The 14051-nt window shown below is 62.6% G+C and carries 11 protein-coding genes; 9 read left to right on the top strand and 2 right to left on the bottom strand.

The window, feature by feature from the left end:
* The first annotated feature begins 20 nt into the window (after nucleotides 1-20).
* A complete protein-coding gene (locus tag LJD17_RS03730; protein ID WP_227382784.1) occupies nucleotides 21-905 on the top strand; it encodes a MurR/RpiR family transcriptional regulator in 885 nt (294 codons plus the stop codon).
* On the opposite strand, the gene LJD17_RS03725 is transcribed toward LJD17_RS03730, so the two are convergent.
* Nucleotides 902-1690 carry an SDR family oxidoreductase gene (locus tag LJD17_RS03725; protein ID WP_227382783.1) on the bottom strand — a complete coding sequence of 263 codons (789 nt, stop codon included), beginning with the start codon at nucleotides 1688-1690 and terminating at the stop codon, nucleotides 902-904. The two genes, LJD17_RS03730 and LJD17_RS03725, sit on opposite strands and share 4 nt — an antisense overlap.
* Nucleotides 1691-1830: 140 nt before the next feature.
* On the opposite strand from LJD17_RS03725, the gene LJD17_RS03720 reads away from it, so the two are divergent.
* The 5 genes from LJD17_RS03720 (at nucleotide 1831) to bcsA (ending at nucleotide 8166) form a co-directional block, all read left to right on the top strand.
* Nucleotides 1831-2976: a mandelate racemase/muconate lactonizing enzyme family protein gene (locus tag LJD17_RS03720; RefSeq protein ID WP_227382782.1), complete on the top strand. Its 1146-nt coding sequence runs from the start codon at nucleotides 1831-1833 to the stop codon at nucleotides 2974-2976.
* A 10-nt stretch (nucleotides 2977-2986) separates the two neighbouring features.
* Nucleotides 2987-3862, top strand: coding sequence for a Rid family hydrolase (locus LJD17_RS24210; protein WP_319799669.1), 876 nt, complete (start codon nucleotides 2987-2989; stop codon nucleotides 3860-3862).
* Nucleotides 3859-4611: a creatininase family protein gene (locus tag LJD17_RS03705; protein ID WP_227382781.1), complete on the top strand. Its 753-nt coding sequence runs from the start codon at nucleotides 3859-3861 to the stop codon at nucleotides 4609-4611. Before LJD17_RS24210 ends, LJD17_RS03705 begins: the two co-directional genes overlap by 4 nt.
* A gap of 397 nt (nucleotides 4612-5008) precedes the next feature.
* Nucleotides 5009-5845: a cellulose biosynthesis protein BcsN gene (gene bcsN / locus LJD17_RS03700; RefSeq protein ID WP_264478231.1), complete on the top strand. Its 837-nt coding sequence runs from the start codon at nucleotides 5009-5011 to the stop codon at nucleotides 5843-5845.
* Between the two features lie 113 nt (nucleotides 5846-5958).
* Nucleotides 5959-8166, top strand: a complete 2208-nt coding sequence (gene bcsA / locus LJD17_RS03690; protein WP_227382780.1) for a UDP-forming cellulose synthase catalytic subunit — start codon at nucleotides 5959-5961, stop codon at nucleotides 8164-8166.
* Between the two features lie 259 nt (nucleotides 8167-8425).
* Here bcsA and LJD17_RS03685 read toward each other — a convergent pair whose 3' ends face one another.
* The gene (locus tag LJD17_RS03685) at nucleotides 8426-8599 is read right to left on the bottom strand and encodes a hypothetical protein (RefSeq protein WP_227382779.1); all 174 of its coding nucleotides are present in this window, start codon (nucleotides 8597-8599) and stop codon (nucleotides 8426-8428) included.
* On the opposite strand from LJD17_RS03685, the gene LJD17_RS03680 reads away from it, so the two are divergent.
* Genes LJD17_RS03680 through LJD17_RS03670 form a run of 3 tightly spaced genes read left to right on the top strand, consistent with a single transcriptional unit; the run spans nucleotide 8598 to nucleotide 14035 of the window.
* The gene (locus LJD17_RS03680) at nucleotides 8598-10802 is read left to right on the top strand and encodes a cellulose biosynthesis cyclic di-GMP-binding regulatory protein BcsB (RefSeq protein ID WP_227382778.1); all 2205 of its coding nucleotides are present in this window, start codon (nucleotides 8598-8600) and stop codon (nucleotides 10800-10802) included. The two genes, LJD17_RS03685 and LJD17_RS03680, sit on opposite strands and share 2 nt — an antisense overlap.
* Before the next feature lie 6 nt (nucleotides 10803-10808).
* Nucleotides 10809-11894 (top strand): glycosyl hydrolase family 8, encoded by a 1086-nt coding sequence (locus LJD17_RS03675; RefSeq protein ID WP_227382777.1) that lies wholly within the window; start codon nucleotides 10809-10811, stop codon nucleotides 11892-11894.
* Complete coding sequence (locus LJD17_RS03670; protein ID WP_227382776.1) at nucleotides 11885-14035, top strand: hypothetical protein; 2151 nt, start codon at nucleotides 11885-11887, stop codon at nucleotides 14033-14035. Before LJD17_RS03675 ends, LJD17_RS03670 begins: the two co-directional genes overlap by 10 nt.
* Nucleotides 14036-14051 lie beyond the last annotated feature (16 nt).

The following is a 14051-nucleotide window of genomic DNA, read 5'->3' as shown; positions in this document are numbered from 1 at the left end:
TGAAACCCTCTGGTGATAGGATGAACCGCCCCACCAACCTGATCGAGGCCATCGAGCAGATCGCCCCCTCCTTAAAAAAAGCGGAGCGGCGGGTCGCGACGCTCGTCCTGCAGGATATCGAGGGCACCACCCGCACCAGCATCAAATCCTTCGCCGCGCAGGCGCAGGTCAGCGAGCCGACGGTGATGCGGTTCGCCCGCCGGGTCGGCTGCGATGGCTTCAGCGCCTTCAAGATGCGGCTGGCACAGGATTTCGCCGTCGGGCGCATGTATATCGAAGCCGAACGCAAGGTGCAGGCTGGAGATCCCGGAACAACGGCACAGCGTGTCTTCCAATCGGGCATGGATGCCCTGGCGACGGCCTTCGCGGGACTCGACGAGAACCTCCTGAGCGAAGCGGCCGCCATCATCGCTCAGGCGGGCCGGATCGTCTGCCTGGGCGTCGGGGGGAGTTCGGCCGTCATGGCGCAGGAGATGGAGAACCGGCTGTTCCGCTTCGGCCTGCCGGTCACGGCCTCCGCCGATCCCTACAAGCAGCAGATGCTTGCCGCCATCGCGGAGAAGAGCGATGCATTCCTGATCTTTTCCGTGACCGGCAAGCCGAATTCGCTGGTGGAAGCCGCCGGAATTGCCGCCGGGCGCGGTGCCGCCGTGATTGCCGTGACCTTGCCGGACAGCCCGCTCGCCCAGCGGGCGACCCTGTTGTTACCGTTGGTCATCCCCGGCGACGAGGTTCACTTCAATTTCCCGAACAGGACCCGTTACGGCCAGCTCCTCGTGATCGACTGCCTGTCGGCCATCGTGGGCGCCATGAAGCAGCCGGCCTCCGCACGGCGGCTGCATCGGATCAGGACGACCCTGCTGGCCCTGCACGGTCACACCGAGGCGCAGCCAATCGGCGATTAATCGCCGGATGTGAACGCATCGCCGCAGAATTCCTGCGCCATGGTGATCGAGCCCGAGGAGAGCCCTCCATCCACCGGAAGCACGACGCCCGTGATCATTCTCGCATCCGGGCCGATCAGGAAGGCCGCAACGCCCGCGATATCCTCGGGAACGCAGACGTCGCCCAAAGGATACCAGCGCTTCAGGCGCTCGAAAATTTCCGGGTTTTCAGCGACGCGCGCCTTCCAGGCCTGCGTCTTGACCGTCCCGGGAGCGATGGCGTTGGCGCGAATGCCGTGGCGTCCGAATTCGACCGCCAGGAAGCGGGTCAGCTGCATCAGTCCTGCCTTCGCGGCGCTATAGGCGGGATAACCGTAGATGCCCGATCCGTTCACGGATGAGATGTTGAGAATGATCCCTCGCCGACGGGCGATCATCCCGTCCTGGACGGCCCGCACGCACCGCCATGCGCCGTTGAGGTTGAGTTCGAGATCGGAAAGCCAGGCGGCTTCGTCGGTTCTTGCGAGCGTCGGGCTGACGACGCCGCCCGCATTGTTGACCAGTACGTCCACCGGACCGAGGCGCTCTTCCGTCACCGCCACGGCCTTGCGGACGGACGCCATGTCGGTCACGTCGGCGCCGACGGACATCAGCCCATCAGGTGCGCCGAGCGCTTTCTTCGCCCTCTCCAGGGCCGCCTCGTCCCTGTCCAGAAGAGCGACCCGGTGCCCATCGCGAAGAAAGCGGGTGGAAATCGCCTGCCCGATATCCCCTGCGCCTCCCGTGACGACAACGACTTGGCTCATGGCTCTACCCCATTTGGAATCACATCGGAAATGTAGCGTCATAAATATTTATGACGAAGAATTTTCCACATCCCCGCAAATTTCGTTGTTTAACTACTTTTCTGCTCATAAGCTCCGCTCTGTCCTTTGATCGGTGTCGCATGGATATCAACGCCAAAACCATTGTTCGCTTCGATTACGAAGAGGTCATCGTTCCCGCACATCCGGGGGTGATCAATTCCGACAGCCTCAACAAGCCGCTCCACATGCTGCCCGTCGGCGGCAAGCAGGCCTGGTCAGTCCAGTTCGACGAGCTGCCCAAGCTCATCCTGCGCATGACCTTGCGGGACGGAACGGTCGGCATTTCCGAGTTCTACCGGGATCACAACTGGTCGATCATCGAAGGCGTTTCCAACATGCTCCTCGGCCGGAGCGTCGCCGAGCTGCCCCTGCAGAATCTTCCGATCGCCCTTTGCCGTGAATATGACGGGTTCGAATGCGCGATCTGGGATGCCTATGCCAAGTCCCTCGGCGTCCCGCTCCATCGACTCCTCGGAGGAGCGATCCGCGAACACGTCAAGATCAGTGCATGGTCGAGCCACCGGACCGTTGCGGAAATCGGCCCCTGGGTGCGCCAATACCAGGATCAGGGTTTCGACTGCATCAAGTTCAAATGCGATCTCGAGGATGACGTGGTCGCCTGGTGCACGCAGATCGAGAAACATGCGCCCGGCATGAAGGTGATCTTCGATCCCAACCAGCGGTGGGAGAATTCCGGCAATGCGCGCCCGATCATCCGCGAGCTCGAAAAGGTCGGCAATGTTCTCCTGCTCGAAGATCCGATTCAACGCTGGATGATCCAGGATTATGCGAATCTGCGGCAGTTCAGCTCCATCCCGATCGCCCTGCACGTCTCGCTGCCCTATGTGTTTCAAGGTCAGCGGCCCCATGAGGCGGTGAACGCCATCGCCCATGGCGCCATCGACGGGTTCAACTTCAATGGCGGCCTCGCCAAGTTCAAAGCCCTTGCGGATCTCGCCGCCATGGCCGGCCTGCCCTGCTGGCACGGTTCGGAAGTGGATCTCGGGATCCTGGAAGCGATGTATGTCCATCAGAGCGCCGCGGCCGCGAGCTGCATCTGGCCAAGCGACATTTTCGGACGCATGATCCGCTCCCACGATCTTCTCAAGACGCCCCTCGCCATCACCCCGCCCCATATCCGCCTGCCCGAAGGCCCCGGCCTGGGCATCGAACTCGACAACGAGGCCATTCACCGCTTCAAGGTGTCGGAACGCACCATCCGCTAGGGACCTGACGATGACCGATATCAATCCTTTTCCGTCGGCCGATGCTTCCCGTCATGCGATCTGGGAGATGCTCGTGCACCGGGACATCGATGCGTTCGTGGCCGGGGACTGGGACGCTCATTTCCGTGATTTCGCGCCGGACGTGTTTTTCGGCATCGATGCGCGGTTTTCCGATAATCCGGACAGTTGGCGCGTCACCTATGCGGATATCGCCCGTTACCGGGAATCGTGGCTCAATGGAGCGAAGGAACTCAAAGGCCGCGTATCAGACGAGGATTTGCGCCGGTCGCTCTTTGCTCTCACCACCTTGAGGGACATCGAGATCATGGGCGACTTCGCGCTGGCGCGAAAGAAGTTCGACGGCTCCATCCGGCTCGATGATGGCGAGACCGTTAGCTTGCGCTGGCAGACCCAGTATTTCTGCAGACATATCGAAGGGCGCTGGCGGATCGCCGGCTTCCTTGGCTATCTGCCCAATCCCATGGGCACGAACCGGACGCCACAGGAGGTCAAGCGTGTTCCGCCAGCCACGCAGGCGCCGGGCCATGGTCCGTATTCTCCGGTGGTCGAGGTCGCTCCGGGCCGGATTGTGGTGATCTCCGGACAGGCCGGGGTCGGAGCGGACGGGAAGACCATCGGCTCGGACATCCGCACGCAGGCCCGCGTGACGATCGAGAACTGCGCCATGCAGTTGCGCAATGCCGGATGCAGTTTGGCGGACGTGTTCAAGGTGAACGTCTATATGACGGACCTGAACGACTGGCCCGCGTTCAACGAAGTCTATGCCGAGATGATGCCACAGCCTCTTCCGGCCAGAACGGCCGTGGAAACGAAGCTCCTGCGGGACTTCGTCGTGGAAATCGAGCTTTGGGCGGTGAAGCCATGAGGTGGGAAAAGCTCACGACGGGCGAAATCGGCGCACTCGATCGCAGGATCCCCGTGGTCATGAATATCGCGGCCATCGAGCAGCACGGGCCGCACCTGCCCCTTGATACCGATGCCCGGATCGGCGGCCATTTTCTGGAGGAAATGGACAGGACGCTTCGAGACGAAGTGCTGATCCTCCCGCCGGTCGTGGTGTGTACCTCCGAGCATCACATGGACTTTCCCGGAACGCTGACCGTTCAGCACGCGACGCTGCTCGCCTACGTGACGGATATTCTCAGCGCCGTCGCCGCGCACGGCTTCACCAACATTCTCCTGTTCAACAGCCATGGCGGCAATCAGGCGATCGGTCAGGTGATCGTCGAGAGTTTCGGAGCCCGTCACCGCACATGTCAGGTCGGCCTGCTCACATGGTGGCGGATCGCGACCGATGCGCTGACCAAGGTGCAGGAAAGCCCCTTCGGCGGCGTCGGCCATGCCTGTGAGTTCGAGACCTCCCTGATGCTCCACATCGACGGGGCGAGCGTCCGCAGGGATCGAATCCCCGGTCACAGCCATGTGATGACCTACGATTGGGCCAATGCCGATCTGCTTCGCGGCGGACGCGGCTCGCTGTTCCGGTCCATGGCCGACATTTCGGGCGGCTCGGGCGTCGTCGGCGACCCGAGCCTCGCCTCCGCCGAGAAGGGGGCGGCCATCAGCCGGATCGTCGTCGACGCCTTATGTGAGATCGTCCGCTCGCTGAAATAAGATAAGGGCGCTTTTTTCCGATCCCGAAGCAAAGCGGGCGGGCCCAGCTGCCGCAGGCTGCCGGGTTCCGCCCGCTTTTTTTGTAAGAATCCGCCGAGGCGTCCATCCGGCGGCACATCGCGCCAGGACAGCGGAAAATCACCAAGTCTCGGCAGGGACTTCACATTTCCTTAACCATGTTTGGTCATGTGTGGTTAGGCATTTCATCCCGGCGCAGAGTCAACACGAGGAGAGACCACCATGAAGACTTTCCCCTGTTGCCATCGCCGTCGCTGACCGTCCGACGCCAGCATCCATCCGCATTATGCCTTTCCCATCCCTTTCAGCCTTGGCCGTTTCAAGATTGCGCCGTCCTTCCAGACAATCCGGTTCTCTTCCTGGAAAATTCCCCGCCTTCATGGGGCTGGCCCTGACGGCCGCCGCGCTCCTCGCGGGCTGCTCGACCCAGTCGGACTTGCGCTTCGCCACCTTGATGACGGAAGTTCCGGCCACCAAGGCGTTGATCCTGCCGCCTCCGGGGGGACCTGCCGTCGTCGCCGTCCTTCAACGCACCTACAAGAACGGCATTTCCCAGGAAATCGCGCTCTCCACGGCCTCCACCACCGCCGGGCAGAATGCATTCTACGTCAGTCTGGTGAACGACCTGGAGGTTCCGTCGGAGCTCGACGACGTGCTCAAGGTCCGGCGGATCACCCCGGACAGGATCCAGGGCGAGATGGACGACCGCCTGCCCGGCCTCGATATGCGGACCTCGCTCTACTACGTCCAAAACAAATACGGTCCCTTCGGTTTCGCCACAGCCCGCTCCGGAACCGGCGACACCTGTCTCTACGCCTGGCAGGAAATCGAGCCGAACAAGCCTGCCATTCTGATCCCGGGCGGTGTCGTCTCGATCCGGCTACGCCTGTGCGATGCGGACGCCACCGAGGAACAGCTGCTCCGGACCATGTACGCTTTCACGATCTCGGCCTATTTCACGTCGGGCGAATGGAACCCCTATGGCGATCCGCCGCCGGTCTCTCCTCAGCTCGGCGGCCTGGACGCTCCCCTGTTCCCGGTCGGCATGGGAACCGGCGCGCCGAGCGCGGCTCCGGCACAGCGCCCTGCGCCCGTGGCCCGGCCGGCGCCGCGCCGGGCCCCGGTAAGCACGATCGAGCGCCCCGCTCCCGCCCCAGTCCCCACTGTGCCGAGACAGCCCCTCGAAGGCTATCCGGTCGTTCCGCCTCCGCCCTAGTCGAACACGGCCGTTCGCCGCACGCGGATGGTTGAAATTACGATAGACCCCTGTCCATCCTTAGATTATGCGTACCTTGTGACGTAAAGACATTCAGACGAGATTGATGATCCATGAAGAAGGGTCTTATCGTAGCCTTCTGGGCTGTAGCGGCTACTTTGATCCTCTTGCTGGTTGCCTTACCCATCAGTCTCCAGGCGCATCTCATCGCAGGACTGGTCGTTGTTTCCTGCATGATCGTGCTGAAATTCTTTCGGTTGCAGGGCATCTGGCGCATGGTTGCGCTGGCGCTGGGAACCGCCATCGTCCTCCGCTATGTCTTCTGGCGAACCACCAGTACCCTGCCGCCGATTACGGAGCTGATGAACTCCATTCCGGCCTTCCTGCTCTATCTGGCCGAGATGTACAGCGTCATGATGCTGTTTCTCAGCCTCTTCGTGGTGTCGAGTCCCGCATCGTCCCGGCGACCGCCACGCCTAGAAGACGAGAACCTTCCGTCCGTCGACGTTTTCGTTCCCTCCTACAACGAGACCACCCATCTTCTGGCGTCGACCCTGGCCGCCGCCAAGGCCATGAACTATCCCGCGGACAAGATGACGGTCTGGCTCCTGGATGACGGGGGGACGGACCAGAAGTGCCAATCCACCGACAAGCTCCAGGCCGAGGAGGCGCGTGCGCGCCGGGCGGAATTGCAGGCCCTCTGCGCGGCCCTGGACGTCCGGTATCTGACCCGTGCGAAGAACCTTCACGCGAAGGCAGGCAATCTCAACAACGGCCTCGAGCACTCGACCGGCGACCTCGTCGCGGTTTTCGATGCGGACCATGCGCCGGCCCGGACCTTCCTTGAGGAAACAGTCGGGTATTTCAGCACGGAGAAAAATCTCTTTCTCGTGCAGACGCCGCATTTCTTCATCAACCCGGACCCCCTCGAACGCAACCTCGGGACATTCGAGACGATGCCGTCCGAGAACGAGATGTTCTACGGCATCATTCAAAGAGGTCTCGACCGCTGGAACGCCGCGTTCTTCTGCGGTTCGGCTGCCCTGCTGCGCCGGGAAGCGCTGCAGGAGACCAACGGCTTCAGCGGCATCAGCATCACGGAAGACTGCGAAACGGCTCTCGAGCTTCATTCCCGGGGCTGGAAGAGCATCTACGTGGACAAGCCCCTGATCGCCGGCTTGCAGCCCGATACCTTCGCCAGCTTCATCGGCCAGCGCTCCCGATGGGCGCAGGGCATGATGCAGATCATGCGCTACCGCTTCCCCCCCTTGAAGCGCGGGCTCACCGTGCCTCAGCGCCTGTGCTACATGTCGAGCACGCTTTTCTGGTTCTTCCCTTTCACCCGATTCTGCTTCCTCATTTCTCCTCTGTGCTATCTGTTCTTTTCCCTTGAGATCTTCACCGCGTCCGGAGGCGAGTTCCTCGCCTACACATCGACCTACATGATGGTGAATTTCATGATGCAGAACTATCTCTATGGCCGTTATCGCTGGCCATGGATTTCGGATCTGTACGAGTTCATCCAGACGGTCTATCTGCTGCCCGCCATTCTGTCCGTGATCGCCAATCCGAGCAAGCCGACCTTCAAGGTCACGTCCAAGAATGAATCCGTGAGCCTGAGCCGGGTCTCGGAGCTTGGCGCACCGTTCTACATCATCTTCGGCCTTCTCCTGCTCGGCGTCATCGCCACGGCGGTCCGGGTCTGGGCAGAGCCATACAAGGCCGATGTGACGCTCGTGACCGGAGCCTGGAATCTCCTGAATCTGATCATCGCCGGCTGCGCCCTCGGCGTGGTGTCCGAGCGAGGAACGCGGCGACAGAGCCACCGGGTGCGCGCTCAGCGGACAAGCCGGTTCATCATGGGCGACAAAGTGGTCGACGCGATGATCCTGGACGTCTCGGTCGGCGGCGCGAATCTTCGCCTGTCGCAATCGGCTTTGCCCGGCTTGAAGAAAGGCGCTCTCGGAACCCTCGAATTCACACCCTATTCCAAGCTTCCCATCAATCAGCTGCCCATGGAAGTGCGGAAGATGAGCATGGATGAAAAGGGCATTCTGATCGGCTGCCGTTTTCTCACCGAAACGCCCGAGCATTATCGGCTGATTGCGGATCTGGTCTTTGCGAACGCGGATCAGTGGAGCGAATTCCAGAAACGCCGTCATCAGGACATCGGCATCCTGCGGGGCACGATCTGGTTTTTCGGCGTCGCGATCTATCAGACGGGACGTGGGCTGGCCTATCTGCTCGGCCTTCACAAGTTTGGTTCAGCCGCCGCGCCGGCTGTCGCGAGGGCCGGCGACACGGCTCCTACAGCGAAATAGAGGCCGCGTTGCGTACACTTTCCCTCGCTCCTCTTCTACTCGCGCTCAGCGCCCTCGCGGCGGGCCCGGCGCTTGCCCAGCCGGCGCCGTTCAGCATGTCGCCGGAACAATCCGGACAGGCTTCGCCGGGCGCCCCAAGGGCCCCTGCTCCTGGAGGAGCAACGCAACCCTCCGTCCCGGCACCCGCCCCGGGGGCTCCCGCATTCGACATGAGGGGGCAACAGGCGGCTCCTCCCGCCGCACGCCCCGCTCCGTCGGTTCAAAATCCAGCATTGCCCGTGCCGTTCGGAATGACGCCTGCGGCCCCATCGCCGGGACGCTCTGCGGCGCCGACATCCGGGACGGCGGTTCCCCCCTCGCCGCCAGCGCCATCGAATGCTCCGGCCCGTGCCGCAGCCCAAGGGGCAGGACAGACGGCGCCGGTGCGGGGCATGTCCCGCCCCCTTCTCCCCTTCGAAACCATCCGGTTCGAAGGAGAAACGGACTCGCGGAGCTGGGCCTTCTTCCTAACCCAGGATGAGGCGGCGAGCGGCACGAACCTGTCGGTGGGTTATCAGAACGCCGTGGTCGTCATGCCGGAGGCGTCCAACCTCAAGGTCGTCATCAACGGGGAAGCCGTTACGGAAATCCCCATCGTTTCCTCGCAAGGCGTAAAGCAGGTCGTCGTGCCGATCCGGCAGGGTCTTCTGCGGACGGGACAGAACATCATCCGCATGGATGCGGTCCAGCGACACCGCACGGATTGCACCGTCAAGGCGACCTATGAGCTCTGGACGGAAGTCAGCGCGGCGTCGACCAGCCTGATGTTCACGGGAGGCGCTCCGCGGACGATCCGGAGCCTCGAAGACCTGCCTGCGATCGGCGTCGACAATTTCGGCGTCACGACGATCCGGATCGTCGCGCCGCGCATTTACCGTCCCGAGATCCGTGACCGCCTCTTGCGCCTCGTTCAGAACGTCGCCCTTCGCGGCCGGTATGCTCATCCGGTGATTCAGGTTCTCGAGAATGATCCGGGGCCGGCTCCTGTCGGGACTCTCAAGGTCGTGATGGGAGTCGCAAGCGAGCTGCGCGGGTTCACCCCGACCGTGCCGGATGCCGCCTCGATCCAACCCGTGATGCTGATGATGCAGGATCCGGGATCCGCCGCACCGTATCTGCTTGTTTCGGGCCCGACCTGGAACGACCTCGACAACGCCATCACCATCGTGGGCGGCCAGGGCATCAACGGCGTTGCCGAGCGGGGGACGGTGGATACGGCGTCGTGGCATTGGCCGGAGGCGCCGACCCTGCTCGGGGGACGGCAAGTGCGCTTCTCGGAACTTGGTATCCCAACCCAGGAATTCTCCGGGCGGCGCCTGCGGGCCCGCTTCACCGTCAATCTGCCCTCGGATTTCTATGCGACCGATTATGGCGAGGCGACCCTTTACCTCGACGCCGCGCATACGGCTGCCGTGCAGCCCGGCAGCCACATAGACGTCTATGTCAACGGCCGGATCAGCGTCACGATGACGATTACCTCAAGGGGTAATATCTTCCGGCGCTATCCGATGCGCGTTCCGATGCGCAACTTCAAGCCGGGAATCAATCAGATCGCCTTTGAGACGATTCTGCTGACCGCCGCCGACGATCGTTGCGTGCCGGGCGAAACCCTCTCCGACACCAGCCGGTTTGCGCTTTTCGATACGACGTCGCTTTACGTTCCGACCTATGGCCGCATCGGCAGAACGCCGGATCTCTCGACCTTGAGTACGGGCGGCTTTCCCTATGGCGATGCTCCGGTCGCGGTTGTTCTCGCCAGACAGGATGCCCTCAACTATTCGGCAGCCGGGACGCTTCTGGCGCGGATGGCGCGGGACGCGAACGCTCCCGTCAGAGCATACTTCGTAAACGCCGCTAGCGCGGGCGACGTTTCCGTGCTCCACGTGGGTGCGGTCGACCAGTTGCCCCAGGGACTGCTGGGACGCGTCAATGTCTCGGACAACCTGCGCACCTCCTGGCAATCGAGCCCGATGCCGAACTGGTCCTATCAGACCGCTCCCCGCGCCGACGCATCCGCCCGACCAAGCACGAAGGCCGCAACGGCCCCGGCCGATACCGGAGAGCTGGCGTCGACCGATGAAATCCGCCGTCGCTGGTCCGAAACGCTGCAAAGGCGCGGCTTCCTGCAACAGAGCCTGGAATCCTTCAAGGATTGGATGGAAAATACCTTCAACCTTTCCCTCGCGAAGCTCACCCTTGAGGAGAAAAAAGGCCGTCCTTACGAGCCGTCGCAGCGGGCGAGCCTCCTCCTCGCCCAGAGCCAGGCGGATGGCTCAGGCACCCGCACGCTGATTACGGCGCGGACCGAGGAAGCTCTTGCGGAAGAGATGATTCGGCTGACCAGTCCTGCGGTCTGGTCGCAGGTTTCGGGACGCGCGGCATCGCTCGATCCGGTCGAGGACAAGCTCGAAGTCGAGCCGATCGACAGCTTCGCCTTCGTGCAGACCCAACCGCTGTCGTTCATCAATCTGCGGCTCGTCGCAGCGAACTGGATGTCGGTCAACATCCTGCAATATGCACTTCTTCTTGTAGTGTGCTGCTCACTTCTCGGTTTGGCGACCTATTTGTTGCTCAATCGACTGGGTCGCAGCCGGTGAGAGGGCATGAAAAAGGCATTCGGATCTTTGTTCCATACGATGGCGCTGCTTCTGGCGATGACCGGTTCGGCACCATCCGCGAGAAGTCAAACCGTCGAGCAGCTTAAGATCACGGGCTTTGTCCCATCCGCGAATTGGGAAGCCTATCGGACCCGTTTCGTCGAGGACAGCGGACGCGTTGTCGATAACGCCAACGGCAATATCAGCCACAGCGAGGGGCAGGGCTATGGCCTGCTCCTTGCCTTTGCGGCAGGCGATCGGGCCACATTCGAAAAGATCTGGACGTTTACCTACACGGAACTCCTGATCCGCGACGACGGCCTGGCGGTCTGGAAATGGGATCCTGCCGCGACGCCCCACGTGACGGATCGCAACAATGCGACGGACGGAGACATCCTGATCGCCTACGCTTTGGCGAAGGCCGGAAGCGCGTGGCAGGACCAGCGCTATACCCAGGCCGCGCAGAAGCTCGCGAAGGCGATCGGAAAAGCCACCATTGTGAAGAATGCGAACTTTCCGTTTCTTCTGCCTGCCGCGAAAGGATTTACTCAGGCGGACCGCCAGGACGGACCGATCGTCAATCTCTCCTATTGGGTCTTCGAGGCCTTTCCGGTCCTGAGGACCCTGGCTCCCGAATACGATTGGAGCGCCGTGTGGCGCGAAGGGATCGTGTTGCTTCAGCAGGCGGTTGCGGGCAAAACCCATCTTCCGGCCGACTGGATGTCCATTCGCAACCGCCTGCAGCCACGCACCGCCGAAGGGTTCGATCCCGAATTCGGTTACAACTCGTTAAGGATACCTCTTTACTTATTGAGAGCGGGAATGGCCGACGTGGACTGGCTAAAGACGCTCAAACAACGCTGGATCACTGATCGGGAAGGCGTTGCCGTCGTCAATGTGGTGACGGGCGAGATCAAGGAGCGTCTGACGAACCAAGGCTATGTGGCCCTTTCCGCCGTGCTTGCCTGCGCGCTCGATGGAACGAAAGTTCCGGAGGACCTGAAGGCGTTCGATCCACAATTCTACTACCCGGCCAGCCTCTACCTGCTGTCGATGTCGTTGATCAGTGAAAAATATCCGCAATGCCTTTAACGCGCGGCATGATGGTGTTTCTGGTGGCGGGCCTAGCCTTTGCGGCTGTGGCTCAGCAATCCGGGTCGCCTTCTCCTCAAAGGCCTGATCAGCCGGGTCCGGGGCCGGCACCGGCGCGTCCACAGGTGGACGAGTCGGCGCTCCGGTACTTCGCATCCCAGGGCGACACACGCCGGGTCGATGCTGAAATCGCGCGCCTGCGGGCTCTTTATCCGGACTGGACGCCCCCGGCGGATCTGTCACAGCTCGTGGGCGGCGGCAGCGGTCCCGTGAACGATCCTGAAGTGGATCGTTTGTGGGGGCTTTACACGGAGAACCGCTTCGGCGAGGCGCGTGCCGCCATCGCCGCGCGTCAGGCGGCCGACCCGCAATGGAAGCCACCCCCGGACCTCGTTGCCGCTCTGGATGTTTCCGAAGCGCGCCGGAGACTCATGAACGCTTCCGACAACAGCCAATGGCGGACGGTCCTGTCGATTGCGACCGAAACGCCATCGCTGCTCACATGCGCCAACGTCGATTCCCTGTGGCGGGTTGCCGAAGCGTTCGCGAAGACCAATCAGAGCAATCGGACGCGCGATGTCTATACCTACATCCTGACGAATTGCCCCAATCCCACCGAGCGGCTCGGCACGCTTCAGAAGGCGCTGTCGCTCCTCGACGAACAGCAGGTGACGGATCTGCTGCGGTTCGAACGCAAGGGCAGCGACAACCCGGATGATTTCGCGGCCGTTCGGGACGAACTGGCCCGGAGACGGGTGGAACGCGCCTCGACCGATGGTAAAATCACTGTCCCGCCTGACGATCTCGCCGTTGTCGAACGTTTGGCGGAAGGCGAATCCGAGCCGGGGAACGCCCTGCTCCTGGGCTACTACAACTACCATCACAAGAGCCCGGAAAAGGCCCTGAACTGGTTCAAGACGGCCCTCGACCGGAACGGAGGTCCCAAGGCCGCCGAAGGTTATGCTCTGACCTTGCGCGATCTCAACCGCTTCGTCGACGCGGAAGCCTTCGCGTATGAGTGGCGGGACAAGACGCCTGAGACCATGCAGGTCTATCTCGATGTGGCGACAGCGCTCCTGAGCCAGGACCCACCGCCCCGTCTCGATCCCAAGGTGATTGCCCGCATCATCCCGGCTGTCGCCAAGGCCCGCTTCGTGAACGGTGCACAAGCTCTTGGCTGGTATTCCTACAATACCGACCAGTTTCGAACGGCGCGAGATTGGTTCGAGGAAGCCCTCAGCTGGAAAGCCGATGACGAGCCTTCGGCCTATGGCGCAGCCTTGGCGAGCCAGCGCCTCAACGACCGGACGAAGCTCAGCGCCCTCGCGGCGCAATGGCGCTCGCGTTCCCGGCGGATCGTGGAACTCGCCGATGACATCTCCCGCGACCGTACGGCGCAGGTTGCCGCCCCGGTTGCGGCCCCCCCTCCGGCGCCTGCCGTCCCGGCGCGACCGGCACCCGTTGTGGCCGAGCCACCGGAGCCGCCGGCTCCGGCTCCCGCCCGCTCCCATTCCGTTGAGGAAACCCGAATGGCCGCCTACGACCGGGTCGCCCTGGCTCAGGAGCGTCAGCTTCAGGGAAGCCGCCGGGTCGTCCGAAAGGGGCCGTCCCGCCGCAGCACCTGCACGATGACGCAGGATCCCAGCGGCCTTGCCCCCAATGCGGCGGTCACCCTCGGATGGTGTCTCATGGAGTTGAACCGTCCACTGGAGGCGGCGGCGGCATTCGACCAGGCCATGAGGCTCGGCAGCGCCGCCATCCGGGAAGATGCGGCCTACGGCAAGTCGCTCGCCTACCTTCGGAAGGACCTCACGAGCGAGGCCGCCGTTGCCGCCGCTCAGGCTCCGCAGAACGCCACGCGCAGGACCGAGCTGAGCGCTGCCATTCTGGCGCAGCGGGCCTTAGCGGCGTACCGCGACGGGCGCTGGGTCGATACCCTTCTGGCACTCAGCGAACGGGGCCGGATCGTTCCCGAGCAGAACGACCTCATGCTGCTGCGGGGCTGGTCCTACTTCAAGCTCGGGCGCATGAACGACGCGGAGAAGGTTTTCCGCGCCGTCCAGAGAACCGGCTATTCCGATGAAGCGAGCGTCGGCCTCAACGCCATCATGGAAATAACAGGCCAAGTTCGCCAGTATTGATTTCGCCAGTATTGAT

The organism is Microvirga rosea (genome assembly GCF_020595095.1).
In the GTDB taxonomy this organism is placed as follows: domain Bacteria; phylum Pseudomonadota; class Alphaproteobacteria; order Rhizobiales; family Beijerinckiaceae; genus Microvirga; species Microvirga rosea.
The sequence above is the reverse complement of the archived record's forward strand: the minus strand, read 5'-3'. Positions and strand labels throughout refer to the sequence as shown.